21 protein-coding genes and 1 tRNA gene are annotated in these 26279 nt (G+C 40.1%); 13 read left to right on the top strand and 9 right to left on the bottom strand.

What is annotated here, in order from left to right:
• The first annotated feature begins 176 nt into the window (after positions 1 to 176).
• The 3 genes from B3P16_RS17455 to gap all read left to right on the top strand — a co-directional run bounded on the left by B3P16_RS17455 (position 177) and on the right by gap (position 3117).
• Entirely contained in the window at positions 177 to 1271 is a 1095-nt protein-coding gene (locus B3P16_RS17455) for an AI-2E family transporter (protein WP_286843719.1), read from the top strand.
• Between the two features lie 214 nt (positions 1272 to 1485).
• On the top strand, positions 1486 to 2103 hold the full coding sequence (locus B3P16_RS17450) for a TlpA family protein disulfide reductase (protein ID WP_286843717.1): 618 nt from the start codon (positions 1486 to 1488) through the stop codon (positions 2101 to 2103).
• A gap of 6 nt (positions 2104 to 2109) precedes the next feature.
• Positions 2110 to 3117 carry a type I glyceraldehyde-3-phosphate dehydrogenase gene (gene gap, locus B3P16_RS17445; RefSeq protein ID WP_286843715.1) on the top strand — a complete coding sequence of 336 codons (1008 nt, stop codon included), beginning with the start codon at positions 2110 to 2112 and terminating at the stop codon, positions 3115 to 3117.
• Positions 3118 to 3219: 102 nt separating this feature from the next.
• Here gap and B3P16_RS17440 read toward each other — a convergent pair whose 3' ends face one another.
• Entirely contained in the window at positions 3220 to 3999 is a 780-nt protein-coding gene (locus B3P16_RS17440; protein ID WP_172462523.1) for a TIGR02757 family protein, read from the bottom strand.
• Between the two features lie 8 nt (positions 4000 to 4007).
• Positions 4008 to 5042, bottom strand: coding sequence for a quinone-dependent dihydroorotate dehydrogenase (locus tag B3P16_RS17435; protein WP_046673617.1), 1035 nt, complete (start codon positions 5040 to 5042; stop codon positions 4008 to 4010).
• Positions 5043 to 5102: 60 nt separating this feature from the next.
• Between B3P16_RS17435 and B3P16_RS17430 the strand changes: the two genes are divergently transcribed.
• From B3P16_RS17430 to B3P16_RS17420, 3 genes are all read left to right on the top strand, one after another.
• Positions 5103 to 7022 (top strand): ABC-F family ATP-binding cassette domain-containing protein, encoded by a 1920-nt coding sequence (locus B3P16_RS17430; RefSeq protein ID WP_286843714.1) that lies wholly within the window; start codon positions 5103 to 5105, stop codon positions 7020 to 7022.
• A 134-nt stretch (positions 7023 to 7156) separates the two neighbouring features.
• Positions 7157 to 7229: transfer RNA gene (locus B3P16_RS17425), tRNA-Lys, on the top strand.
• 1074 nt (positions 7230 to 8303) lie between these two features.
• Positions 8304 to 9416: an acyltransferase family protein gene (locus B3P16_RS17420; protein WP_286843711.1), complete on the top strand. Its 1113-nt coding sequence runs from the start codon at positions 8304 to 8306 to the stop codon at positions 9414 to 9416.
• Between the two features lie 9 nt (positions 9417 to 9425).
• On the opposite strand, the gene B3P16_RS17415 is transcribed toward B3P16_RS17420, so the two are convergent.
• Positions 9426 to 9926, bottom strand: a complete 501-nt coding sequence (locus tag B3P16_RS17415; RefSeq protein ID WP_046673618.1) for an SRPBCC family protein — start codon at positions 9924 to 9926, stop codon at positions 9426 to 9428.
• Between the two features lie 310 nt (positions 9927 to 10236).
• Between B3P16_RS17415 and B3P16_RS17410 the strand changes: the two genes are divergently transcribed.
• The gene (locus tag B3P16_RS17410) at positions 10237 to 11817 is read left to right on the top strand and encodes a discoidin domain-containing protein (RefSeq protein ID WP_286843710.1); all 1581 of its coding nucleotides are present in this window, start codon (positions 10237 to 10239) and stop codon (positions 11815 to 11817) included.
• Between the two features lie 192 nt (positions 11818 to 12009).
• Positions 12010 to 12531: a DinB family protein gene (locus tag B3P16_RS17405; protein WP_046673594.1), complete on the top strand. Its 522-nt coding sequence runs from the start codon at positions 12010 to 12012 to the stop codon at positions 12529 to 12531.
• Between the two features lie 50 nt (positions 12532 to 12581).
• Here the strand turns inward: B3P16_RS17405 and B3P16_RS17400 are convergent, their stop codons facing one another.
• On the bottom strand, positions 12582 to 13037 hold the full coding sequence (locus tag B3P16_RS17400; RefSeq protein WP_046673620.1) for a GNAT family N-acetyltransferase: 456 nt from the start codon (positions 13035 to 13037) through the stop codon (positions 12582 to 12584).
• Between the two features lie 217 nt (positions 13038 to 13254).
• Between B3P16_RS17400 and B3P16_RS17395 the strand changes: the two genes are divergently transcribed.
• The 3 genes from B3P16_RS17395 (at position 13255) to B3P16_RS17385 (ending at position 18054) form a co-directional block, all read left to right on the top strand.
• On the top strand, positions 13255 to 14349 hold the full coding sequence (locus B3P16_RS17395; RefSeq protein ID WP_286843708.1) for a PAS domain-containing sensor histidine kinase: 1095 nt from the start codon (positions 13255 to 13257) through the stop codon (positions 14347 to 14349).
• Between the two features lie 142 nt (positions 14350 to 14491).
• Positions 14492 to 15805: a sensor histidine kinase gene (locus tag B3P16_RS17390; protein ID WP_070569087.1), complete on the top strand. Its 1314-nt coding sequence runs from the start codon at positions 14492 to 14494 to the stop codon at positions 15803 to 15805.
• A 128-nt stretch (positions 15806 to 15933) separates the two neighbouring features.
• A complete protein-coding gene (locus B3P16_RS17385; protein ID WP_286752035.1) occupies positions 15934 to 18054 on the top strand; it encodes an ATP-binding protein in 2121 nt (706 codons plus the stop codon).
• Positions 18055 to 18156: 102 nt separating this feature from the next.
• On the opposite strand, the gene B3P16_RS17380 is transcribed toward B3P16_RS17385, so the two are convergent.
• Both B3P16_RS17380 and B3P16_RS17375 read right to left on the bottom strand, forming a co-directional pair.
• Positions 18157 to 18486 carry a YegP family protein gene (locus tag B3P16_RS17380; RefSeq protein ID WP_070569093.1) on the bottom strand — a complete coding sequence of 110 codons (330 nt, stop codon included), beginning with the start codon at positions 18484 to 18486 and terminating at the stop codon, positions 18157 to 18159.
• 162 nt (positions 18487 to 18648) lie between these two features.
• Complete coding sequence (locus B3P16_RS17375; RefSeq protein ID WP_201639170.1) at positions 18649 to 19989, bottom strand: M60 family metallopeptidase; 1341 nt, start codon at positions 19987 to 19989, stop codon at positions 18649 to 18651.
• Between the two features lie 925 nt (positions 19990 to 20914).
• Between B3P16_RS17375 and B3P16_RS17370 the strand changes: the two genes are divergently transcribed.
• The gene (locus tag B3P16_RS17370) at positions 20915 to 21316 is read left to right on the top strand and encodes a helix-turn-helix domain-containing protein (RefSeq protein ID WP_070561060.1); all 402 of its coding nucleotides are present in this window, start codon (positions 20915 to 20917) and stop codon (positions 21314 to 21316) included.
• A 151-nt stretch (positions 21317 to 21467) separates the two neighbouring features.
• Here the strand turns inward: B3P16_RS17370 and B3P16_RS17365 are convergent, their stop codons facing one another.
• The 3 genes from B3P16_RS17365 to B3P16_RS17355 form a co-directional block, all read right to left on the bottom strand.
• Positions 21468 to 21623 (bottom strand): hypothetical protein, encoded by a 156-nt coding sequence (locus B3P16_RS17365; RefSeq protein WP_286843707.1) that lies wholly within the window; start codon positions 21621 to 21623, stop codon positions 21468 to 21470.
• A 495-nt stretch (positions 21624 to 22118) separates the two neighbouring features.
• On the bottom strand, positions 22119 to 22634 hold the full coding sequence (locus tag B3P16_RS17360) for an N-acetyltransferase (protein WP_286843705.1): 516 nt from the start codon (positions 22632 to 22634) through the stop codon (positions 22119 to 22121).
• Between the two features lie 85 nt (positions 22635 to 22719).
• Positions 22720 to 24135, bottom strand: coding sequence for a PLP-dependent aminotransferase family protein (locus B3P16_RS17355; RefSeq protein WP_286843703.1), 1416 nt, complete (start codon positions 24133 to 24135; stop codon positions 22720 to 22722).
• Positions 24136 to 24208: 73 nt separating this feature from the next.
• Here B3P16_RS17355 and dxs point away from each other — a divergent pair, with 73 nt between their 5' ends.
• Complete coding sequence (dxs, locus tag B3P16_RS17350; RefSeq protein ID WP_286843702.1) at positions 24209 to 26206, top strand: 1-deoxy-D-xylulose-5-phosphate synthase; 1998 nt, start codon at positions 24209 to 24211, stop codon at positions 26204 to 26206.
• The last annotated feature ends 73 nt before the right edge of the window (positions 26207 to 26279 follow it).

Raw genomic sequence — 26279 nt, 5'->3', positions numbered from 1 at the left:
GATTGCTAATCCCTGGGAACCAGAACTTCACAATTGGCTTTAGGGCAGAAAAAAGAAATACAATAAAACATTGAAATTATAAAAAAGAAAGTTTATTTTAACAAGACAAAACTTTTTCCAAAAAAATATTGTCATACGATAAATAACAATCGATAGACAGTATATTTGTCAGCTATATGAAGTACAAACAAATCAACAATAATTCCATCAATCAAATCATGCTAATCGTCATCATATTGGCGATATGTATATTGATATTTACAAGCCTATTCTACTATCTCCCCGGTTTCTTGGGAGCAGTTACGTTATATATTCTTTTTAGAAAAATCAACTTTAAGCTGACTGAAGAAAAAAAATGGAATAAATCTTTTGCCAGTATTTTATTGATATTATTAACCATCATATTCTTGGTAGGGCCACTCTATCTGTTAATCAACTACATGGTACCTCAGGTAACAGAAGTCATTAGCAACAAAGACGATCTGATACACAAGTTTGACTCGATCAAAACGTACTTTAAAGACAGCCCTTATTTAAGCAATATCGATCTTTCTGATACCGCCTTAATGGGAACGCTTCAAAAAGCAGCTAAATTTATACCCAATATTCTGAATTCCGTTGCGGAAGTTGGTGTCAATATACTGGTGGCGCTATTTGTGTTGTATTTTATGTTGGTTAGCAGCAAAAAACTAGAACAAACCATTTATCAAGCGATCCCTTTCACTCAAACCAGTAAAGCCGAGTTGTGGAAAGAGTTTGACATGATGGTAAAATCCAATGCAATCGGCATCCCGATTTTGGCCATATGCCAAGGTATTGTAGCGGGTCTTGGCTATTGGTTCTTTGGCTTAGAGAGCCCGATCTTTCTGGGAATTCTTACCGCAGTTTCCACTATAATCCCAATTTTGGGAACCATGGTGGTGTATCTGCCCGCAGCGCTTTTTCTACTGGCGAATGGACAGTCCGGAAATGCAATAGGTCTTGCCTTATATGGTATCATTATAATTGGTAGTATTGATAATGTACTTCGATTTACCATATTGAAAAAGTTGGGTGACGTTCATCCCTTAATAACGGTATTCGGTGTTTTGCTGGGATTAAACCTATTTGGTATGCTGGGATTAATATTTGGTCCACTAATCCTATCTTGTGTTGGCGTGCTACTGAAAGTGTACAGCATTGAATTCGGACGAAGTACACCTGATATTATTCAATCTACCTCATTGACAGACACAAAGTCCAGGCATGACGGTCCTGACATCATAGAATAAGGGAAGTGCAACAGGCTAAATTGTTTTGATCACAACATGCATTAATATCCAGTATACTGTCATAAATGAATTTCTACGATTAAGAATCCCTTTTTTTTCATAGTTTTGATCATTAGTATAATAGATTCTTCAATACTTTCTACGCAAAAATTGACGATGTATTAAGCATTAAAATGATAAAATCACGAAATTGATTTAAAAGCAAACGTATTCTATGAACAAAAAGATAATCTTAGGAGTGACAGCGGTATTGACTGCCGGGATTCTTTCCTCATGTAACAACAACAAAACAAAATCAGATCAAACGGCAAATACGACGCAGGAAGCCAGTGCTGAAAGCCATGACCATGCAGGCCATGATCATGCAGACCACGACCCTAGTCAAGCTGCGCCAAAGCAATCTTCCGACCCTGCAGCCATTCTTCCTAATTTCACATTTTATCAGCTTCGTTCGGGCATCCGTGTTACGCAGGAAAACTTCGCTAAAGACAAGAATACCGTTTTTATTCTATTTGATCCCGGGTGTAGTCATTGCCAACATGAAGCTACGGAGCTTGAAAAGAATATTGATCGTATAAAAGACGTCAATATTTATTATATTTCCATGAATGATCCGGCCTTAGTACTAGGTTTTTTTGACACCTTTGCACCTAAACTATCCAAAGCATCCAACGTAGAGGTATTGATTGATAAAGACCAAACGTTTATACAGACCATCCACGTACCTTCACAATTTCCCGCAAATTACGTCTATGGTGCGGACGGAAAACTAAAAGCACATTGGGAAGGTGAAAAAAATATTAACGAAGCAATAAGCCAATTTCATAAATAATCTGAAATGCTAAACATAGCAATCAATGGATTCGGACGCATCGGTCGGAATACACTACGTAATATCTTTTTACGGGAGGCTTTCGATGAACTGCAGGTCATTGCCATCAATGACCTGACAGATACGAAGACCTTAGCCCACCTATTTAAATACGATTCTGTACATGGTCCTTTTCCTGGTACCGTGACACACGATGACAAACATATTATTGTCAATGGTCTTTCCATCTTGGTTACCAATGAAAAAGATCCTGCAGCACTGCCTTGGCAGGAGCTTCAAATTGATGTTGTCATCGAATCTACAGGGTATTTCACCAGTCGTGACAAAGCGGCTCTGCACCTGAAAGCTGGTGCAAAAAAAGTGATTATCTCCGCCCCGGCACAAGATAAAGACATTCCAACAGTGGTATTGGGCATTAATGACAGTGTCATTGATATATCCGCTTCGATTTTATCCAATGCTTCCTGTACAACAAACAATGTTGCTCCTCTTGTTAAAATATTGGATGAAAAATGGGGCATCAGAGATGGCTATATTACCACGGTTCATTCCATGACAGGAGACCAGAATCTTCACGACGCACCACATAAAGATTTGAGGAGAGCGCGGGCAGCATCGTCGGCGATCATTCCAACAACTACTGGTGCCGCTAAAGCGATTACCAATGTTTTTCCGCATCTGCAGAATAAACTTGGCGGAGCCGGGATACGTGTACCCGTACTCAATGGTTCATTGACGGACTTTACCTGTACGCTCGAGAAAGAAACCACCGTAGAGGAAATCAATAAAGCGTTCAAAGCTGCAGCAGAAAACGAATTAAAAAACGTATTATTTTATACAGAAGACCCTATCGTTTCGGTCGATATTATCAATAACCCCTATTCATGTGTATTTGATGCGCAGTTAACCTCGGTGGTGGGCGGTCTGGTCAAAGTTGTGGGCTGGTATGACAATGAATTTGGTTATTCCAATCGTTTGGTTGACCTTCTGATCAAGATCGACAGGCTCGCATAAGTTTGCTACCTCATCATCATCTTAGGATAGGTGGCGGCATAAAAAAAGCGTCCTTGCCAATTATAATTAGCAAGGACGCTTTTTTTTCTTCATGCATTAATTTTACATTTCCCCTTCAACGCCTAATCCAAATAACGCAAAATCATATTTGACCGGATCCAGCGGATCCAGTAAGCGCAGATTGGCTGTTAATTCCTGGGCTGTTTTCCAATTCACTTTATCCAGCGTAATTAGACCAAATTTGCGGGCAACACGCTCGACATGGACGTCGCATGGACAGATGAGATCTTTTGGGGACAGGCGGTGCCAAATACCAAAATCTACACCTTTTGTATCTTTTCTGACCATCCAGCGTAAAAACATATTGATCCGCTTAACAGTTGACTTCTGTGCTGGACTACTAATGTGCTTCCGCGTGCGAACAGGATAATCAGGTAAGGAAAAGAAATAGGTTTTAAAGGCATTCAATGCCATTTCTAGGTCGACCTCTTCCCTGTTCTCCTGTCCTACGAGAAAAGCATCCTCCAAAGATTCGAAATGCGCATAGTGATGCTTAAAAAAAGAAACAAAATAAAGAATGTCGGTATCATTGAAGGTACGGTGCTTAAATCCCAGCAAGGTCTTTAAATCCTGTTCCTGGTGATTTACAATATAATCGTATGGCGAACCATCCATACGAGCCACCAGTTCATTACATTTATTGATAATCGTCTTTCTTTGTCCCCAAGCCATGATGGAAGCCAAAAATCCCATGATCTCAATATCCTGCTTCCGGGAAAATTGATGGGGAATCGATATGGGATCATTTGGAATAAAACCAGGTTGATTATATTCATCAACTTTCTTATCCAAGAAATCTTTCAGATCAAAATCAACTGCCATGCTAATCCTTATCTTCCTGTCTGCAGGATACCTTTACAAATTTTTGCAATCAAGCCTGGGCCTTCGTATATAAAACCGGTATAAACTTGAATGAGACTGGCTCCAGCATCTAACTTTTCAATGGCATCTTTCGCCGAATGAATCCCCCCTACACCGATGATGGGAAATGCCCTGTTGGACTTTTCACTTAAGTAGCGAATCACTTCCGTTGAACGCTTTGTCAAAGGACGTCCACTTACCCCACCCGCTTCATTGATCAGCTCCTGTTGGCTCTGTAAGCCTTCTCTTGAAATCGTCGTATTTGTTGCGATAACACCTGCAATTTGAGTTTCCAAAACGATCTCGACGATATCATCCAATTGACTATCCGTCAAATCGGGCGCTATTTTAAGCAAGATAGGCTTCGGAGCCGATTTTGCGATATTGAGGCTTTGTAAAGTATTCAATATATGTTTTAAAGGCTCCTTTTCCTGTAAATCCCGTAAGCCCGGTGTATTCGGAGAGCTCACATTGACAACAAAATAATCCACGTAGTCAAACAATGCATTGAAGCAATAAATGTAGTCGTTGACAGCTTCTTCATTGGGTGTCACCTTATTCTTACCAATGTTCCCCCCTATTAACAATCCTTTTCGATCCTTTAGATTTTTCAACCTTGTGGCGGCAACATCTGCCCCCTGATTATTAAATCCCATTCTATTGATCAACGCTTCATCGGGAACAAGGCGGAACATCCTGGGTTTATCGTTGCCCGGTTGCGGCTTAGGAGTTACCGTTCCAATTTCGATAAAACCAAATCCCAAATTAGTCATATCTGCAATATATTCCGCATTTTTATCAAAGCCAGCAGCAAGACCCACCGGATTTTTAAATTTCAATCCAAAGACTTCGCGTTCCAAACGTGGATCTTCCACGGTAAAAAAAGCATTCAATAATTGTTTGGCGCCCCAAATTTTTGAGAAAACATTCAATCCACCGGTCACTTTATGGTGAGCCGTCTCCGGATTCATTGTAAAGAATATAGGTTTGACTAATTTATACATAATCGCAAAGTTACTCAAAGAAGAAGAAATATTCATTACTTTTGTACTTTTGCAGTTGAAATGATATCAATAAATAATTTAACATTTGAAATAGGATCTCGCGCTTTATATGACGAGGCAAACTGGCACATCAAACCAGGAGATAAAGTTGGCTTAATCGGTGCCAATGGCACAGGTAAATCGACTTTACTTCGCCTTATTGTCGGTCAATATACGCCCACATCAGGAACGATTTCCATGGCGAAGGACCTTAAGATTGGTTATTTAAACCAGGACTTATTGTCGTACCATTCTGACAAAAGCATTTTGCATGTTGCCATGGAAGCTTTTGAGCGCCAAAATCAATTACATGCCGAAATCGAGGACTTACTCCACAAACTAGAAACAGATTATTCGGATGACATCCTGAATAAACTAAGTGATAAACAAGTAGAATTTGAGGCTTTAGATGGTTATAACATCGAATTTAAGGCCCATGAAATCCTTGCCGGCCTAGGTTTTTCCGAAGAAGAACAGAAAAGACCATTGGCCACTTTCTCCGGAGGATGGCGTATGCGGGTTATGCTTGCCCGTATCCTATTGCAAACTCCAGACATTCTGTTACTGGATGAGCCAACCAACCACATGGACTTACCTTCCATCAAATGGCTGGAGAATTATCTTCAAGCATTTGATGGCGCCATTGTGATTGTTTCCCACGATCGATATTTTCTTGACCGCATCATCAAGAAAACGGTAGAATCACGTAAAGGAAAATTAACACTTTATGCAGGTAATTACAGTTTTTATCTTGAAGAGAAGGAACTACGGAATGAATTGCAGGCCAATCAATTCAAAAACCAGCAAGCCAAGATAAAACAGGAAGAACGCCTTATCGAGCGTTTCCGTGCTAAGGCCTCCAAAGCCAAAATGGCGCAGTCGCGCATCAAAGCATTAGATCGCTTGGAGAGAATTGACGATGTAGACGATGACAATCCTATGGTAAACTTCAGCTTTAAATTTTCAAAACCTTCGGGGCGCCACGTCGTGACATTGGAAAATATTTCTAAGTCCTATCCTAATCTGGAGATTTTAAAAAATACTTCAGCCATTATAGAAAAGGGTGATAAAATAGCCCTAATTGGTGCCAATGGTAAAGGTAAATCTACCCTCTTACGTATCGTGGCCAATGCGGATCACCAGTTTGAAGGAAAAGCAGAACAGGGACACAATGTTTCGCAGACATTTTTTGCGCAACATCAGCTAGAGGCTCTACACCTGGAAAATTCCATACTTGCCGAGTTACAAGCTTTTGCGCCGAAGCATACAGAGACTGAATTGCGCTCCATCCTTGGGTGTTTTCTATTCACCGGTGATGACGCTTTCAAAAAAATCAAAGTACTTTCCGGAGGTGAAAAATCACGGGTAGCCCTTGCAAAAGCATTAACCGCGGACGCAAACTTCCTGGCGCTTGATGAGCCTACCAACCACTTGGATATGCAGTCTGTCAACATTCTGATCCAGGCCTTGCAGCAATACGAAGGTACATTTATCGTTGTCTCCCACGATCGTTATTTCTTAGACAATGTAGCAAACAAAATCTGGTACATTGAAGACAAACAGATCAAGGAATACCCAGGTACCTATCAGGAGTATGAAGAATGGGCTGCAAAACGCGTCGTAAAGGCGGACGTAAAAACGGAGAAAAAAGTTAAGGAAGAACCCAAAGTAAAGAAAGAAAAGCAACCGCTTACGGAAGATAAAACACGTTTGTTGAGTAAAAAAAATAAGGAGCTAACGTCTTTCGAACAAAAAATTGAGGAGCAGGAAATTTTAGTTAAAAATTTAGAATCAAAGCTTGCCGACGAAGCAGTGTATTCGGATGCGACTAAGTTACAGGAAACTACACGCTCTTACAACTCAGCGAAGGCATTATTGACGCAATTTCAGGAGAGTTGGGAGCAGCTGGCGGAAGAAATCATGGAATTGGAAAATGGTTAATTTTTTTGGCTTAAAATCAGCTTATTAAACCTCAAAGCGTGATTTTAAGCCAAAATTATTTGCAGGAACAGGATTAAAGCCCTACTTTTGCATCACTTCAAACAAGGAACGACAGTTCAAAAACAAAGAAGTAAGATTCCGTAGCTCAGCTGGTAGAGCAATACACTTTTAATGTATGGGTCCTGGGTTCGAATCCCAGCGGGATCACTGAGAAAAGCTAATCGCAAGATTAGCTTTTCTTGTTTAAGCGTATTACCTTAGATTTTCAAAGACACATAATTATCAATGTGGAATTTGTTTATCAGGTTATTCTACTTCGATTTAATGATGTCATTTATTTTCACGCAATGACTTTAATCATTTAATTCCGTTCAAAATACCTCCTTTAATCATATTTCCATATCCAACAGCCGATAATTCTAAATGTATATGGATTAGTTTTAAAAATGTAAGTAGTCAACGTTAAAACATTCAAGTTTTAGATGCTTTGAAAGATGTCAAAAGATCATTTCGCTTTATCCCTATACCTAAATAAACTATTACCGCGAAACAGTTTTTTTTGTCACAGAAGCGTAGTTCCTTTTCCTTTTTTTTGTTTGATCTTTAATTGCAGTAAATGAGGATCAAAGAGTGATCAGATTCTAATTTAGTACAGTGCTTGTTCAGTGCTTGTTCAGTGCTTACTCAGTGGGAACTGAACAAATACTGACTAATCACTGTCTAAAAAATGATTGAAAACTGTTATTACCTCCAAATTGGTATTAAAATGTATCAGTTTTAATGCCTCCTTAGCTATTTATTGTCAGCCAAGTGTGGCAGCCATCAAAAAGGGATCGAGCTAACCATATTAATAACGCTGCTGTCTACCCGGGCGTTTAGCAATTTAGCCCCATATTTACATAAACGAGCAGAATAAGTGCTGGACCTTGATCGATGACATCCTTGACATTGCATGTAGTAATAAACAACGTGGTTTAATTGCGTATAGCGATTAAAGAAAACCTTTGTGAATCGGACAGCAAGATATAAAAATTTGGAGTATTGAATCCCGCGATGCTTCATCGACAAGAAAATAAGCTGGCTAGCTGTATAGACCAGTAACAAGAATAGTGAATCCGTATAAACGGTTCTGCGTAACACCAAAATGAGACTAACTATCGGGATTTTGATACAATATGATCAAAATCAAATGTGTTATTTCACTATTTTCACCCATTCATTCGATAACATGTATAAACAATTAGCAAGTCCATCGACATCTTCGGAATACAATCAGAAGCCATGAATAATAAAAACCTTTCTACAAAACCACACTATCCCATTTTAGACGGACTACGAGGATTGGCGGCGATTATCGTTGTCACCTTTCATCTCACCGAGCCATTGGCAACAGGCCACCTCGATATCTTGGTAAACCATGGCTATTTGGCAGTTGACTTTTTCTTTCTTTTATCTGGCTTTGTAATCGGTTATGCTTATGATGATCGCTGGCGTACAATGTCGATTGGCACTTTCTTTAAACGCCGTATTGAACGCCTTCAGCCCATGGTTATACTGGGTATGACTCTTGGCGCGATAGGCTTCTACTTTACCGATTCCACCATCTGGCCACTTATTCATACCGTCCCGATTTGGAAAATGCTTCTCGTAATGCTCATCGGTTATACGATTCTCCCCGTCCCCCTCTCTTTGGATATTCGTGGTTGGCAGGAAATGCACCCGCTCAATAGTGTTGGCTGGTCATTGTTTTTTGAATATATTGCCAATATTCTCTATGCTATCGGTATTCGTAAATTATCCAAAACAGCCTTAAGCATTTTGGTCATTATCGCAGCTGTGGCGCTCGCGCATTTGGCGATTACAAGTCCCAATGGTGATGTTAGTGGTGGCTGGACGTTAAATGTTGAGCAAGTGCGGATAGGAATCACCCGCACCATGTATCCCTTTTTTGCGGGCCTTTTGCTATCCAGAATAACCAATCCCAGCCGTATCCGACATGCATTTTTATACTGCAGTATTTTAATCGCCATTGTGTTGTATATGCCTCGTATAGGCGGAGCAGATCAGCTTTGGTTGAACGGGATATATGAGTCTGTATGCATTATCATTGTATTTCCCTTGATTGTTTACTTGGGAACAAGTAACATATCAAGTAGCAGAATAGAAAATAAGCTCTGCAAGTTTTTGGGTGACATCTCCTACCCGCTATACCTCGTACACTATCCTTTGGTCTATTTTTATGTTGCCTGGATCAGCAATAACAAGGATGTGACGCTAGTGACAGCCTTGCCTTATGCCCTATTGATTTTGCTGACGAGTATTGCACTGGCCTATGTCAGCTTGAAATGGTATGACGAACCTGTCCGTACATGGCTCAGAAAGAAATTGGACTAATCATTGTTTCTATAGCTCTGCTTTGAGCTTTTGCAAGAGATGGGGTAACTTTTTGTGCAACTGCTTTTTCCAGCCCATTTCCATAATAAAACTGATCAAAACCAGCTTAATGCCTTTATAACCGGACTGTTTCACTTTCAAAAGAGTCCCACTACAGGTTGGTTCTAATGAAAAGCTCAACACTGTATCCAATTTTGTGAAGATTCCTTTCGTTAGTTTATCTGCCTTATCCGAATGAATTCCGGCACAGGCCAATGCTTTCTCACCAGTAGCTTCACCCCGGTAGCTATACGCAAGATATTGCTTGGGTATTGCCGAAATAATTTCGCAATGCGTAATACCATCCCAGCCTTTCTGGGCTTTCATCCTAAACGTAAAATAATGTCCTGTCTCGGCTTCGATGTCGTTTGGCATAAACCAAGCCCCAAGCAGGTCTGCTTCCGTCAATGCACGCCACACCAGATCTTGGTCATAGGGCAAAAATACTGTCAATTTAATTGTTCTCTCCATTTTTTGCATAGCTAAAACTGCTGGCCCAACAGTAATATCAGTTTTTTGATTTTTTCCATACGATTTAATTATTCATGCAATCAAATGTAATAAGACCACGATGAAAGCCAAGTACACCATCGGTTAAAGATCGTCCATTTCCTATTAATTCTTAATGATTTCCTACCCAAACGAATTAAAATGTTACAAAACAATTTTCAAAGCTGATTAATCAATCGATTGACTAAACTAATTATGATAAAAGTTTATTTTTTTTACACACCATAAAAGATACCTTATTTATATTTATTGATACACAATATAAACCATTATGAGAAAACTTTTAAATTTAATGCTTGCAACCCTCGCACTAGGGGTTGCATCCTGCAACAAGACCTTGGTTAACACCGAAGAAAGTGTAGGAAATCTAAAGGCAAACGCAGCAACAACTTCGGTAACCAATGAATGGAGCAGTAATCCCTATAAGCTGAATGTCATCTATTTTGTTCCAAATGATGTTGACTCCATTCCCAATTTCAGAAAGCGTCTTAGCAAGATCCTCTTAGATGCCCAAAATATGTTTGCAAATAATATGGATCGCGAAGGCTTTGGTAGAAAATCTTTCGGATTGGATCTACTCAATGACAGTTTGATTAATATCCATTACATCACCGGAAAATACGGCAAAGCTACTTATCCATATTCGGGGGGTAGCGGAGCAGTGAAGGCAGAAGTGGACAGCTATTTTAACCAAAATCCGTCAGGAAAAAAAAGCGAGCACAATCTAATCATTATTCCAACATATAATACAGATCCAGCTAATCCCGGAGGCCCGCCGTTCTATGGTACAGGCACCAGCTGCTACGCCTTAGATTATGTAAATCTGGACGCTAAAAACTTAGGAATAGGCGGCGATATTGGATGGAAAGCAACTGTGTGGATCGGTGGAATGATCCACGAACTGGGCCACGGATTAAATGCCAGCCACAATAGGATGAACAAAACATTAGCACCAACTTTAGGTACGGCTTTAATGGGTTCAGGCAATTCAACCTATGGAATCTCCACAACCTCATTGACCAGTACCACAGCAGCAACATTTAACAATAGCCAAGTATTTAGCACTGTGGTAAGAAGTGACTGGTATGCATCCGCTTCTGCAGAAATTACATCCTTGTCATCAAGCTTTGTGAACAATAAGATTATCATTTCCGGGAAATTTACGACAACAAAACCGGTCAATGACATTGTTGTCTGGCATGATAGAGAGCCTTTTGGCGTAAACAACGATTATGATGCCGTACAATGGGCCACAAAAATAATTGGCCAGGATAGCTTTCGATTCGAGTGTCCATTAGCTGATTTTTATGATCTGACAGGGAATTACGAAATGAGAATAGGGTTTCTCCATGCCAATGGAAGCCGTACAACCTTAGGGTACGCTTATAACTTCGTTAACAATGTACCCGATCTATCCAAGGTTGTTACCTATAAACTTTTACCGACAACAGGTTGGTCAATTGTCGCTAGCGATAGTAACGAGCCTGGATCACCGGCGAGCAATGTATTGGATATGAATAGAAGTACAGTGTGGCATACGCCCTGGTCGTCCACTCAAACTCCGCAGCCTCACTTCTTCTCCATCAATATGGGGGCATTACGCACGGTGAAAGGAGTTGCTTTCCGTAACCGCGACAATTTAAATGGAGCGATGAAAGATGTCAATATTTACTCAAGTACAAATGGTGTAAGCTGGACATTGATCAAAACGACGCAGCTGAGCAAAGTTGCTGGTTTCTGGATCAATGTCGATCTGAATGCCTCCGTTAACACCCAATACCTTAAAATAGAATCGACAAGTTCCTGGGGTGATTTCTTCTATTCTCATCTTGCAGACTTTGGTGCATATTAGTTTTTAAACCAATAGAATAGGCGGCCGGTATAACAAACAATACCGGCCTTTTTTGTTTTGATCACCATGAATAAGTGAGTTTCATAAGTGTGGTTAGCAAATAATTTTATATTTTTAGTACGGCGTGCAGGCTTTGACTTATCAATAAGCGAGAATAAACGACCGAAGTAAACACTTACCAAAAAAAATAGGATGAATCGACAAGAACTGATCAAAACTTTTTCTGACAACCACCATACGGTTATTGCCTATATCCAGGCATTACCTGATCCCCTTTTTTTATACCGTAATCATGAAAAATGGACAGCTGGTCAGCAGCTAAAACATATCCTCTTAACGCTTCTACCCTTTCCAAAGATACTGCAATCAAAAGAGTTCATCGTCCAAAAATTCGGCACCCTACAACGTACATCTTGGGACTACGATACAGTACTTAACAATTATCTCAAAACAAGCCTACAGGCGCCAGGTCAATTTTTGCCTGATGAAATCCTGCCTGCACAAAAAGAGGGCCTTATAACGCAATTGGAAGAAGTAATAACCACAATTAATCAATTATTTGCACTGTACAATGAAGAGGAGCTCGATAGCCTGGTCTTACCCCACCCTTTGCTCGGAAAACTCAGTATACGTGAAATGTTTTACCTGATGAGCTATCATCCCCTACACCACCTGAATCAAATTAAGGAAAACTTGGCGTCATTAAACCACTAAGTAGCAACCTATTTTTCAACATGTTGCCTGACCAGCATTCAGTCATTTGTCTATTCTCTTGTATGGACCATATCATATAAATCAAAGCCTTCAGCCCAATAATCTTTATGGATTTCCCGTAGTACAAAACCATTTTTCTTATAAAATCCAAACGTAAATTGAGAGGTGCCGACTTCGATCTTTTCAACCTGATGATGGGCGTAAAGAAAGTCAATACGATGATGCAGTAGGGTTTTTCCAAAACCAAATCCATGATATTTTGGATTTAAAAAACTCCAGCTCAAATATCCTGTGCGTTCATCATCGGAAAAACCTACACCACCGCCACCAATAATTTGTCCGTTAACCAGTGCAACAAAATAGGTTTCCATTTCCTGATCCAGATATTCCCTGAAATCGGCAACCTCGCTCTGCGCAAAATACTTCGGTATATTCAGATGAAGAATATCGATCAGCTTATTGGTGTCCTCAACATCATATTTCCTAATTTCCAAATACTTATCCATAATTGGTATTATTACAAATCCCTGTCTATTTTTAACTTACATCTCCTGTGAAGTTTATTAAATATAAGAATAATTCAGTGGGTTTTTATTGCGCAATTTCGAACCCGCTGACTGATCGTATTTTTCCCAAAAAACATAAAAAACATCGCTATTGGCTTGATTTTTGACTACCTTTACGATCGCTCTGTGGTAAGCAGATGATCATTAAATACCCAATATGCAAAAACCTCAAAAGGATTTTCCGATTTTTTTTGAAGCATTAAATCAAATGCCGATTGCCACGGCCATTTATGATAATTCGAACCTCAATATCGCATTTGCCAATTCTCGTATGTTAAAAATGTGGCGTACAGAGAATGAAATCGTTGGACATTCCTTTGGAGAGGTTTTTCCGGTTTTTACCCAGGAAGGATTTGCCGATATACTCCGTAACGTCTGGGAAAGCGGTGTTACCTACAAGGCAGTTGAAACTCCCGCAACGATTGTTGACGGTGATTTCAAAATCAAACGCTATTTTGATTTTGAGTATAAGCCACTCTTTGATAAGCGCGGACGAACAAATTCCATCCTCCACACAGCTACCGATGTCACGCATAAGATACACGATGAGAAACCTTTAGATCGAGAAAATATAACTATCAATCCCGCAACCAACCTGCGCATGATATCCTATACACTATCACATGATGCGAAAAATCCCTTGGCACTCGCTAAATTGGGTATAGGTGTACTTAAAGAACATTTGGATATGCAAACCAATAGGCGGCTCGAACTGTATGAGGTCATCGATCAATCACTTGAAAACATCGCTGACATTATCGACAAAACGGTAGAGCTGAGCCTTGCCCCAATGTATAGGCTACGGAAACAACCTGTCCGTTTAGATCTTACATTGCCCAATTGGTGCCGGGAAGCTAAATTATTATTCCGTAGCCCGCATACTGAACTTATCTTTGGAGACCTTTTTCCAGTAAACAGTGATCAAAATGGAGTTTACCAAATCTTTACAAACTTGATCAACAATGCCATTAAATACTCTTCGGCCAATACGAAAGCAGCGCTGCATATTTATAGTGAAAAAGTAACGAACGGTGTGTTATATATTATTAAAGATAATGGTATCGGTATTCCGCAGCATGAACTCGAAAATATCCGTATGGAAAGACTGCGTGGCTCAAATTCAACGGAGTACCAGGGAAAAGGCATCGGATTGTTTATCGTTCAGGAAATTCTTGAAAGGCTCAAAGCGCAGATGACCATTTTCAGTCAGGAAAACCAAGGGACCGAAATTCGTTTGTTTTTTCCAAATTAATAACGTGACGTAGCCTTTTATCTTCCTTTCAGGACAGATTTTGCCAATCTTATCCTGCTATTCAAGAAAAATCATTGTTGAACTCCTGATTTATAGCTAATTTTGAATGTTTAGAAATTGCAAGCAAATCAGACAAGTCTTTATGAATCATTTTCGTAAATATTGGAAACTACTTTCCCATATTGGTGCACATCCGGACATGTCATACATCGATTTCAAACGCGTATACATGATCAATCTGATTGCATTGTTATGTTTATTTCCGACAATTTTCTTTTCAATCCTCAATCTTATCGACCACCGTTATATTTTAGCAGCGATTAACTTCTGCAATTCACTATGTGCGCTTACGGTCCTTCTACTTCAATATTATGAGAAGCGTACTATCGCTAAGGCAACACTGTTGACAAGTAATGCTGTGTTTTTCTTCGCTGGAGCGCTACTTTATAAAAATGGTGGCGAATACTTTTTATTGTGCACATTGATTGTCTCCATGTTGATGTATGATAATCGAAAGATCCATATAGCCCTTTGTATTACGGTAGCTTTTTTGATTTCACTCTTATATCTACTTCCCGATATACTCCCGTTAAGCCAGCAAGTGCCTCGATCTAGGTCTGTTTTCAATATTATCAATGCACTAGCTTTTATGGTCGTCGCAGTCAACTTCTTTCTTGACATCATCTATAAGAATATAAAAAAAATTGAGCAGCAACGCCGCAACTTAGAATCCATGAATCGGGACAAAGAAAAAATCTTTTCTATTATCGCGCACGATATCAAAAGTCCTTTTGCCAATCTGGAAGCACTGGTCTTTATGTTTCGTAATCAAATGCTCGACAGTACAAACTCCCAGGAATACATCCAGCAGATCTTTCAACAAATTACGCAGCAGAATCAGGCGTTGGATGATTTATTGCAATGGGGCAGCAGCAGTATGCAGGGGATCAATACCAAAGCATCACCCCAGTTGATCAAACCTATAATACAACAAATTGTTGAAGTTTTTAATGAGAATGCACAATCTAAACAGCTAAAAATCAATATTGATATACCAAACAACACACAGATAATTGCCAATCGGGATCATACCATCATTATTTTACGCAACTTGATCAGCAATGCGATTAAATTCAGCTATGTGAGCGGGAATATCAACATCTACACCAGCATGGATGAAACCTATACACATATTCATATTCAAGATGAAGGAATAGGAATTAACCCTTCGAAGTCCGCCGTACTTTTTAATGAGATCCAGCAAAAGTCTTTCGGAACGGAAGACGAACCCGGATCGGGCGTAGGCCTTGTTTTATGTAAGGATCTTATTGAGCGGAACAAAGGTGTAGTGAACATCCAAAGCACACCTAATAAGGGATCCGTTTTTACGGTCGGATTGCCATCCTGCCCCAGCCATAAACCACAAACCGAGTTCAAAGTACCCACATGCTGTTAATTCAACTATAGGTTTAGAAATTTTTTGGTGGTTTTATGGAATCATTGAATTGCCGATGAAGAGAGAAAAATTGAATCTCCCTTTTGTAATTAAAACTATATCTTTATAAAAAGAATTACAGGGTCACTATGATAGAGAATACGTTTGGAATGGATATAATGCCTGAAAATGAACATGACCGACTGAATGCCCTCAGACGCTATAAAATAATGGGAACCCCCGCTGAAGCCAGCTTTGATGGAATTGCAAAATTAGCCAGCCAGATCTTTAATGCCCCTATTGCATTGCTCTCATTGGTGGATGCAGAATCGGTCTATTTCAAAGCAAATATCGGCATGGGCACCACAAAGGAAACGAATCGAGGGCAAAGTTTGTGTAGTCTGGCTATTTTGGACAAGAAAGTAACAGTCTTTGAAGATACATTGGAAGAAGATATCCTACTGACCAATCCAACTGTAATTGGAGACTTTGGGCTACGGTTTTACGCAGGTGCACCCCTTATTACACATGATGGTTTTATGATCGGTTCACTGTGCGTTATCGACAAGCATCCGCGGGCTTTCAGCGCAGCTGATCGACAGATATTAGCAGGTCTTGCACGCACAGCGATGGATCAAATCGAGCTTCGAAGTTCTTCCATCGATAAAATTGATGAGCTTGAGGGCGTCAATATTACCATGGCAACCATGCAACAACGACTGCTCGAACTTAATGACGAAATGGAGCTTGCCAATGACGAACTTTATCGCACGAATAGTCAGCTCAACAAATCCTATGATTTGACAGTGCTACTCAATAAAAATCTCAAAAAAAGTGAACGTCGATTCAGATCCTTTATAGATAAGGCCCCAATAGGCTTTGCGATTTTAACAGGCCGTGAGTTAGTTATTGAAGTTGCCAACGATAGGATGCTCAAGCTCTGGCGCAAAACCGAAATTGTCCTCGGCAAACCACTTGCACAAGCGCTTCCAGAACTTCAGGGACAGCCCTATTTAGGGATATTGGACGATGTCTTTACCACCGGCCAAAACTACATTGGAGATACTGCCTACGCAAGACTTGAGTCTATGGGGGTATTGGGCGATCATTATTTTGATTTTACTTATGAGCCGTTAAAGAATGATGAAGGTGAAACGGAGTCTATTATTGTCATAGCCAATGAAGTTACCGAGCGCATCAAAAGAAACGAACATCTTGAAGCTCTCAACTATCAGTTGGAAATTGCACTAAAAGCTGGTGAACTCGGCTCCTACAATCGCGATATCAGAACAGGAAAAATGGACTGCTCCGAAACCTGTAAAATCAATTTTGGTCTTACCAAAAACGACCGCTTTGACTATGAAGACCTCATGCGAAGCATCGTCCCTGAACACCGCGAAATGGTGTATCAAAAGGTGCAGGACGCTATCCAGAACAAGACCACTTATCACGCTGAATATCTCATCCGTTGGCCTGATGGATCGTTACACTGGATCAATGCATCAGGTCTTCCCAAATACGATCCAGAAGGTCATGCAACTCACCTCATCGGCGTAGTGGCAGATATTACAAAACGAAAGAATTACGAATCACAAAAAGATGACTTCCTGGGCATTGCCAGCCATGAACTAAAGACACCCGTCACGGGCTTAAAGGGAACGATTCAATTGCTGGAACGATTTAAGGACAAAACTGGAAGTGAGATCATTTCAAGGCTTATTGATCAGTCTGCTGTCAATATCAAAAAAATCGTTACACTTGTTGATGACCTGCTCAATATGCATAGAATCAGTGAAGGACAGCTTCATCTCGAAAAAACAACCTTCAAAGCGTCAAAGATTCTTGCCTCCAGTTGTCACAATATCATATCCCAAGGCAATCATCAAGTTAATATTACGGGCGATCTCGATGCAACTATATTTGCTGACGAGCAACGCCTTGAACAAGTGCTTGTTAATTTTGTCAACAATGCCGTTAAATATGCACCAGAATCGAGAGAAATCAATATCACTGTGGAACAGCTGCAAGATTGTATCAAGATAACCGTCAAGGATCAAGGTGAAGGTATTGATCCGGCAGTACAGCCTTTTATTTTTGATCGATATTATAGAGCAAACCATGAAGGCAAATCGTACTCGGGGCTCGGGCTCGGACTCTATATCTCCGCTGAAATTATCAAAAAACACGCGGGTCTAATAGGAGTTGACAGTACGGTAGGCTTGGGCAGCAGTTTCTGGTTTTCCATTCCACGCCCACCAGCGGAAAGATAATCGCAAAAGAGCCGGTAAAAAAACCGGCTCTTTGTTATAAACTCCTATGCGCTTCTATTTACAGACTGCTTATGTGCAGCCGATCGGCATTTCAATATAGACTTAGGCTATCTCCTCAACCGTCGCGTCAGGCGCATTCTTCTTGACAGATTCAATGCCGTTTTCCATACCACTTGCGCTTTCATACATCTCGCTGCTTCCAATAATTTGACCATTGGTCGCCTTGAGATTGAAATAGTACTTACCATTGGTAGCAGTTTTACGATCAAATTTGTTATCGTCCTGAGCATTCTTCTTAACAGATTCAACGCCATTTAAACAGTTTGCTTTAGTTGTATAACCTTCACTGCTTAAAATCACCTGTCCGTTTCCAGCTTTTAGATTAAACTGAAATTCGCCATTTTTCCGAGTTTTTACTTCAAATTTACCCATTTTCTCAATTAATTAAATAAATACGTGGTTATTGGAATGAAATCCATACTACAATATAATACTTTTCCATGTTTTTATTGTAAAACAACGATTAATTTTTTTTCCGCGATAACGTACTTGTTTCTATCCGTCTATCCTGTCCAACAGGGTATTTAAGAATGTTTAATCTCTTAAAGTAGTTAGATCCTGCATTGGCGCTGGCAAATTCAAATCAGCTATTGCTGTATAGACAGATTCATCAACTTTAAACCCCCATTTTCTAAAAAAATCCGAGAGATCTTTTTGAGCAATCTGACATGCAGACAGCATAAAATAGCGCATTTTCTCTGCATCTGTCGAAACTGCGGGCCTGTTCTCGCGCGTAGTTTTGCTAAGTTTGATGTAAAAATCGTCGCCAAATCCCAACCAGAGTTGATGAAACATAATCATTTTCAAATCATTATCCCCCAAATTAAAGTTACGATCAGCGATATTTTTTTGAAAGTAAGTCGTCAATTTAGGCCAGGAATTATTGGCTGTCACTCGACTTACCGGCAATCCAAATCCCCTTTCGCTGGCTAGGGAATAGACATTCACGGTTGTTTCTGTCAGATTGCCCCAGGTCCAAGCTTTTTGTTGATAGGTGTGGCCGACCTCATGCCATATTCCCCATCCATTTGTATTGGACAGATATTTTGGCTGCAACATACGATAAGATAAGGCATCGGTAAAATAAATAGAAATACCGGCTGCCATATAGCCTCCAGCACTCGAATCCCTCACGGTAATCAGATGCTTATTGTAAGGTATCGCATGAACTCCACTGGTACCATTCAAGCCACTGATCCGATTGGAAAAGTCAATAATTGAATCCAGTCTATTAACAATCAGCTGTTGATCTTCGTCCCTGTACAACAGGGCATCGGCAATTTTGGCTACCATAATGGTGTGATCCGACGAGAAGATGACATCCGGAACGGTACTTTTCAACGAATCCAATGTAGCTACCCATTGCTCATGGGAGGTTATCCCCTTTTGAAAGTAAGGGACCGGAATAAATCCATTGCCAAAAGAAAGCTCGATTTCTCCAGTTGTTGTATAATTATCAGCTGTATAAATCACATAAACCAATCCCCCGTATTGATCCACTGTGAAAGTTTGCGTACCTGCCTGGAGATTGAAATACTGCCGGACTGGTCGAATATTATCTCTAAAAGGCGTCCCGATCGCTAAGCGTGCTGCTGTAGTACCCGAGTTGACTTTTACGTTTATGGTTATGGTACTGTTTGGCGCCACATAAAATCCGGTCATTTGCATTTCATTGTGATTCGCTCGAAATTGAAGTCTATCAGCCTCCGTTGCGGCCGAAGGACTTACGTTGAATAGTTGGACCGAATCCGCTATTGCTAAGGATTCTGCGCCGGTATCGTTTGGTAAGGTGTACATTAAGCTGCCATCTTTCCGGCAGGAAATGCTCATAGCGATCACTAAAATCGTGATTAAGGAAAACACGGTCTTTCTCATAATTTTTAAATAAAGTTTATAAATTGTATTAATTGTCCGCACTTCTTCCGATCATCCTACAAAGCCTCAGCGGCTGTTTCGAAGTTTTTTATTTTTTTTATCGATTTAGGATTCCACAAAACTTGAAACAAGATGATCCATACAAAGAATTCTCTTCACCTTCGGTAAAGTATTAGTTCATAATCTTAAAGCAAGATATAATATATTGTACAGAAAAATAATCAACTGCTTCAGATCAAACGTTTGCACAATCAACGAAAACCTTTTCGCTTAGACAAACATCAAATAACCCAAAAGAAAGTATATTTTATAAAAAATGACAAGAATCGAGTAATAACCTTATTCTGTACCGCGATAGAAGCTAGATGTTATTCAAACTAATCGCTCAGATCTAACGCTATTCGCTCGAACACTCCATCATCCAGCACTAGCGGAGCTGCGCATGATCATCTCAATAACCATGATTAAATTATAGATGAAGATGACTTGAAGTGGATTAATTAGACGTGAATCCTAAAAAACCTAAAAAAAAGCAGTATAACCAAAGGTTATAATCAACGTATTTCATAGTTTTATTTTTAATAAAGATAACATACGTAAAAACCTATATTACAAAGAATAATACAAAATAAAACAAGAGAAAAATGAAATCAGAAAATAGAACAAAAAAACGATTTCTCTCTTCTCGGAGCCAAGTTTTAATTTATCCTTCTATTTTTCAAAGGATAATCTGCTTCGCTTCAGTTTACCAGAATCAATTATAAAAAATTATAATTTTAAAAAGCGAATCGTTAATTTCGAAAAGTACACTATGAAATTAATACCCTAATTTTGCTTGTATTCAAAAAAGTTTGATGAAACATTTAACCTAAACTATAGCCTCAGAACACTATAGTGAATCAATAACAAGCGATTATCTTAAAACATGAAAAATAACATAAAGGAACAAAAAGAAACATTAAATCAATTGGATCAAAATTCAGCACCGCTAGCGGAACACCCCATTATAGTAGAATTTAAAAAACTCATTCACCAGTATCCTCAGAATCACTGGGATCTCCAATTCTACTTGAAAAAGCTCAACGTTTCAAGAATGGCCTTACATCGATTGACACTTTCAAGCAGTGAAACTTCACCCAGCACGATCGTCAAGGAAATTGTCGCAAGTGAGATTGCCAAAAAACTTGCTACCACTGAAATTCCGATTAAAGAGTTGACTTCGTATTATGGTTTTAGTTCTTCAGCATCATTAACACGGTTTATAAAAAAGCATACCGGTCTGAGTCCCCGAAAATTTAGGGCATTAAATGCGCTGGATTATATTTAAAAAATAACTCGAAGCTATCTCCCGATCGATAGCTAAAAATTGAATAGCATAGGGTAAGCTTTTTATGAAATTTGGGCGATATTCCTATATTTACCAGTATTTAATGCTGATTTCGTAAAGCTGCATAGTACAAAAAATCAAGATAGTGTATCTACTGCTTTTTGATAAGCCTGTAGTTATTCAGCGGTTCGTCCTTTTGCTCGGCATACTGATCTTTGAGTTGCATCACCCAGCCCTCACCCTCTACGCGTTGCCCTTCGATTTTTGTAGGCCTACTAACTGTTATTTTATCCCAATTGGGGCCCATAAGCGCTCCACTTTTGACTTGGCGTGGTATTATAGGCAAAAGACCTTACATAAGTGGGATTCGAGAAAAATCTGTCTACAACATTAGTAAAATGTTTTTTTGTTTTTTCTTTGTTTCTCCCACTAATCATTAGCCCGGTATACTCTGCGATTCCTTCATTAAGCTCCAATTGGTTTTCAATGTGGGCAGAACCTGGAAAAAGTGAATTTCGATACTTCCGAAAAATCAAAGCATCCTTCAAATGCATTCGTTGTTCTTATAGAAGCGTTATAACTATTTTCTTCATTAAACAATTATGAAAAGGGATTATAAACGATATTTTTTAGTTTAAAGATATTGTTAAAGTTTGACAAACACCTTCTTTTTAAAAACTAAAAATACACATTATAAAACTAAAATATCTATCATTAAACAAAAAAAGCGCACTAATCTGTGCACTTTTTTTGCTAAACATTATTATGCTTTGTTTAAACTTCACGATAAAGTTCCTTTGAACTATGAGGTCGCCTTAAGATATATTGCTGATTCCAAGGCCAATCCCTCGAATCTGCTAATCCCTGGCTGTTTTATAAATCCATTCTGCTCGAAAAATCCTATCGACGAACTTATTATGGGTTCATTGACCCATATCACGTCATAGGGATTGCAGACGGCAAGACATTTGTCCATTAAAGATGTCTCCATTTGCTGCCGAGCTGCATGTTGGCGGACACCAAAGTCCGCGATTCGAATCGCACGTGTACCTGCCAGGGCATCCGGCTTCTGCCCTTTCGAGGTTATTCTTGCATAACCCATTGGTTGATCGTCGGCATACACCACCAGCCATTGGTTTGACATGCTGTTTATTTCGTTGACAAGTGTTCTGGAATTAAAATTGTCAGCGATGTAATGTTCCAGTTCAGCTGGCTCCACTAAGCTGGCGAATTTTTCTAGCGCCAGTGTTTTGGTGATCATCGACAACGCTTCAATTCCCTGCTCTGTTGCCACCGTAAATTTTGTAACTATATTCATATATGCATCTCCTATTAAACAAACAAATGTACATGCTATCACTTGCTATTATTCGATACACATTATTCATTTAGCATCAGTACAGCTACAGGTTCCCACATAAATACCGACCTATATGCTGGATCGCTTCAATTCGTTTATCAGAAAATTTATCCGCGATGACCAACCTAAAATAATGTCCAAAAGTATTCGCAAAAGAGAACGTATAACCCGGTGTGAATCTCGCACCAATTTTTTCACACTGCGCATAAAAATCCGACATATCTGTACTTTCGGGCATTTTAACCCAAAGACTATATCCACCTGCCGGGGCAATCACTTTGGTTTGTTCGGGAAAACTGGAAGCGATTAGGTTGGTGGCTAGATAGGCATTTTTTGCCAGTTGCATCTTCAGTGAACGAATATGCCGATCGTAACTACTGCTGCCGATTAAACGGCTTACAGTCTCCTGATTCAAAGGGGAAACTGTACTGCCCAACGCAAACTTGATCTGTTCGGCATCTTTCAGAAATAGCCCTGTGCTTAACCAGCCCAGTCGAATTCCAGGTGCCAGGGTTTTTGAATAAGATGAATAAGTCATCACCAATCCGCTTTCATCAAATTGTTTTAAAGTAGATGGTCTACTCCCGTGAAAGTTTAGGTCGCCATATATATCGTTCTCGATAACAGCAACATGATATTGATGAGCAATCGCCAATAAAGCAATTTTCTGTTCATCTGCAAGCAAAATACCTGTTGGATTATGAAAATTCGGTGTTAGCACGACGGCTTTTACAGCACTTCTTTGACATGCTCTTCTAAAAAAATCAATATCGAAGCCTTCTTTAGTCAGAACAGGAACTTCAATGACACGCAGTTTGAGCACCCGAATGACCTCCAATACAGAAAATACACATGGACTTTCCACAGCAACAATATCTCCGGCTTCGCATATGGCTGCCAAGGCGATATACAAGGCCTGTAAAGCGCCATCTGTGATCAGCAGTTCATCTGTATGCAGCAAGGTCTGATGAGAGGCCGCACGGCTGACAATGTTGTCCTTCAATTGTACAGAGCCATTAGACGGATAATAGCGTAGCAATCCTGCCCCTAGTTCCCGAATGACCTGTTGCATCGTCCGAAGTAAAAGTTTTTGCGGAACAAGGAGATCCCCTGGAGCCGCAACATTAAATTCCGAAAAACCCCGCCCCAAAGGTGACGCTGTTGTCAGGCCCAGCCTTTGTTCAAAGACAGCATCCCTTACTATTGGTGGACGACCATGCCCTCCTGGTTCTGCCAGCATTTCATTTTTCGCACTGACATAGTAGCCAGATTTCGGAACGCTTTCCACTAGGCCACGAATCATAAGATATTCGTATCCAGCTTGAACAGTACTCATACTTAAACCATAATAATCTTTAAAATCACGTACTGAAGGTAGCTTTTGTCCGGGTTTATAGACCCCTGATTTTATATTTTTCTCGATTGCCTGTGTAAAGATTTCAAATTTATAGTTCTTCATCTGTATTGATCACTTTTACCTATACTGTACCTGTATCGCAAATCTAATCAATCTAAATTTGTCTAAAAAAGAAATGACAGGTAATTATCAAATCAACAGCCCCAGTGAATTACGAGCTCTTCCACAGGAGGTATTACCCGAATTAGGTCAGGAATTAAGGAACCTCCTCATTGACCATATTGCTACACATGGCGGTCATTTTAGTTCAAGCCTTGGTGTTGTAGAACTTACCATAGCAATACATTATGTGTTTAACACCCCTGAGGATAAATTGATATGGGACGTTGGTCATCAGGCTTATGTCCATAAATTAATCACAGGTAGAGCGGCTCGCTTCCATTCGAACAGGCTTCTACATGGCATCAGCGGATTTCCTGTTATGGAAGAAAATAACTTTGACGCCTTTGGTACTGGTCATTCATCCACATCCTTATCAGCAATTCTGGGTATGGCCTGCGCGGCCAGGTATAAGGGTGATCATAACCGTCAACACATCGCTGTTATCGGTGACGGCGCCATGACTGCCGGTCTAGCATTCGAAGCTTTAAATAATATTGGTTTCGAGCAGCCCGACCTATTGATTATATTAAATGACAACAATATGTCTATTGATGCCGGTACGGGAGCGCTACAAAATTATCTGACCGACCTGACCTCGGGGCAAGCCTATAATCAGTTCAAATCACAGATCAAAAAGCTGCTGTCGCGTAATAAGGATCGGGCACAATGGTCAATTGCTGCGATTAGAAAAATAGAGAAACTGATAAAAACGGGACTACTTGCTTCAAGCAATATTTTTGAGGCCTTAGGTATACGTTATTTTGGACCAGTGGATGGGCATAATCTCCATAAGCTTATCAAAATATTCGAGCAGTTGAAGCATATAATGGGGCCCAAAATAGTACATTGTGTGACGCAGAAAGGAAAAGGTTTTGCACCGGCCATGTTAAATAAGGCAGAATGGCATGCCACGGGGAAATTCGACAAACTGACAGGTGAACGGTTAGAACACCAGCTACCGCAACTCCACAACGAGACTTTTCAGCAGGTGCTGGGCGAAACGCTGACACAGCTGGCCCGAAGGAATAGTCGTATTATGGCTATTAGCCCAGCGATGCTTTCCGGCAGAAGGCTAACCGCAATGAAACAGCAGATGCCCAACCGTGTTTTTGATGTTGGTATCTGCGAACAGCATGCCGTTACTTTTTCTGCTGGCCTTGCTGCCGATGGACTACTTCCTTTCTGCTTTATCTATTCGACATTCTTACAACGCGCCTATGATCAGCTTATCCACGACGTCGCTTTGCAGAAATTGCCAGTCGTGTTCTGTATTGACAGGGCCGGTGTTGTCGGTCCCGACGGCCCCACTCATCAGGGGGCATTCGACATTGCTTTTCTCCGATGCATACCCAACATTACGGGCGCTTCCCCCATGACGCTTACAGACTTTAAAAATTTGTTGTTCACGGCTCAGGACATCGCTCTCGACGGACCGTTTGCAATCCGCTACCCAAAAGGTCGAGGTAACCAAGAGAAGCAATCCGACAAATATAAAAGACTTGAAATGGGAAAAGGAAGAAGACTTTGTTCAGGTAAAGACATTGCCCTACTCTCTCTTGGACCCGTTGGTCAATATGCACAGGACGCCTGCTGCGAGCTGCTCCAGGAGGACATCCACGTCGGGCACTATGATCTTCGGTTTTTTAAACCGCTCGACGAAGCGTTATTACATGAGGTATTCCAATCATATTCGTCTATCATCACCATCGAAGATGGATGTATCGCAGGTGGAGTGGGTACCGCAGTGCTTGAATTTATGGTGGAACATGGTTACTCGGCTACGTTAAAACGTCTTGGTTTGCCCGACTCGTTCGCAGTACAGGGTACACAGCAACAGCTTCACCAACTTTATTACTACGACAAACAGGCTATTATAGCCACAGTGAGACAGCTACACAGAGATACAGCTACACAGAGATACAGCTGGCGAAGTTTAGCTAAAAGGTCTTTTTGTCAGGACATACCTTTCATAGACTTATTTCGTCTTCCAATTGTAAAAAGAATCTATTAGAGTCAAAACTGTTTATATCTTCTAAGTTAAACATCCAGAAAGGTACGGTGTTTGTAGCCTACATGAAAGAAAC

Source organism: Sphingobacterium sp. UBA7631, assembly GCF_002483935.1.
Taxonomy (GTDB): Bacteria; Bacteroidota; Bacteroidia; order Sphingobacteriales; family Sphingobacteriaceae; genus Sphingobacterium; species Sphingobacterium multivorum.
Note: the sequence above shows the minus strand (reverse complement) of the source record. Positions and strands in the feature narration are given on the sequence as shown.

Coding starts and splice junctions, on each gene's coding strand:
- B3P16_RS17455 (WP_286843719.1), top strand. CDS start 177: ATGAAGTACAAACAAATCAACAATAATTCCATCAATCAAATCATGCTA.
- B3P16_RS17450 (WP_286843717.1), top strand. CDS start 1,486: ATGAACAAAAAGATAATCTTAGGAGTGACAGCGGTATTGACTGCCGGG.
- gap (WP_286843715.1), top strand. CDS start 2,110: ATGCTAAACATAGCAATCAATGGATTCGGACGCATCGGTCGGAATACA.
- B3P16_RS17440 (WP_172462523.1), bottom strand. CDS start 3,999: ATGGCAGTTGATTTTGATCTGAAAGATTTCTTGGATAAGAAAGTTGAT.
- B3P16_RS17435 (WP_046673617.1), bottom strand. CDS start 5,042: ATGTATAAATTAGTCAAACCTATATTCTTTACAATGAATCCGGAGACG.
- B3P16_RS17430 (WP_286843714.1), top strand. CDS start 5,103: ATGATATCAATAAATAATTTAACATTTGAAATAGGATCTCGCGCTTTA.
- B3P16_RS17420 (WP_286843711.1), top strand. CDS start 8,304: ATGAATAATAAAAACCTTTCTACAAAACCACACTATCCCATTTTAGAC.
- B3P16_RS17415 (WP_046673618.1), bottom strand. CDS start 9,926: ATGGAGAGAACAATTAAATTGACAGTATTTTTGCCCTATGACCAAGAT.
- B3P16_RS17410 (WP_286843710.1), top strand. CDS start 10,237: ATGAGAAAACTTTTAAATTTAATGCTTGCAACCCTCGCACTAGGGGTT.
- B3P16_RS17405 (WP_046673594.1), top strand. CDS start 12,010: ATGAATCGACAAGAACTGATCAAAACTTTTTCTGACAACCACCATACG.
- B3P16_RS17400 (WP_046673620.1), bottom strand. CDS start 13,037: ATGGATAAGTATTTGGAAATTAGGAAATATGATGTTGAGGACACCAAT.
- B3P16_RS17395 (WP_286843708.1), top strand. CDS start 13,255: ATGCAAAAACCTCAAAAGGATTTTCCGATTTTTTTTGAAGCATTAAAT.
- B3P16_RS17390 (WP_070569087.1), top strand. CDS start 14,492: ATGAATCATTTTCGTAAATATTGGAAACTACTTTCCCATATTGGTGCA.
- B3P16_RS17385 (WP_286752035.1), top strand. CDS start 15,934: ATGATAGAGAATACGTTTGGAATGGATATAATGCCTGAAAATGAACAT.
- B3P16_RS17380 (WP_070569093.1), bottom strand. CDS start 18,486: ATGGGTAAATTTGAAGTAAAAACTCGGAAAAATGGCGAATTTCAGTTT.
- B3P16_RS17375 (WP_201639170.1), bottom strand. CDS start 19,989: ATGAGAAAGACCGTGTTTTCCTTAATCACGATTTTAGTGATCGCTATG.
- B3P16_RS17370 (WP_070561060.1), top strand. CDS start 20,915: ATGAAAAATAACATAAAGGAACAAAAAGAAACATTAAATCAATTGGAT.
- B3P16_RS17365 (WP_286843707.1), bottom strand. CDS start 21,623: ATGGGCCCCAATTGGGATAAAATAACAGTTAGTAGGCCTACAAAAATC.
- B3P16_RS17360 (WP_286843705.1), bottom strand. CDS start 22,634: ATGAATATAGTTACAAAATTTACGGTGGCAACAGAGCAGGGAATTGAA.
- B3P16_RS17355 (WP_286843703.1), bottom strand. CDS start 24,135: ATGAAGAACTATAAATTTGAAATCTTTACACAGGCAATCGAGAAAAAT.
- dxs (WP_286843702.1), top strand. CDS start 24,209: ATGACAGGTAATTATCAAATCAACAGCCCCAGTGAATTACGAGCTCTT.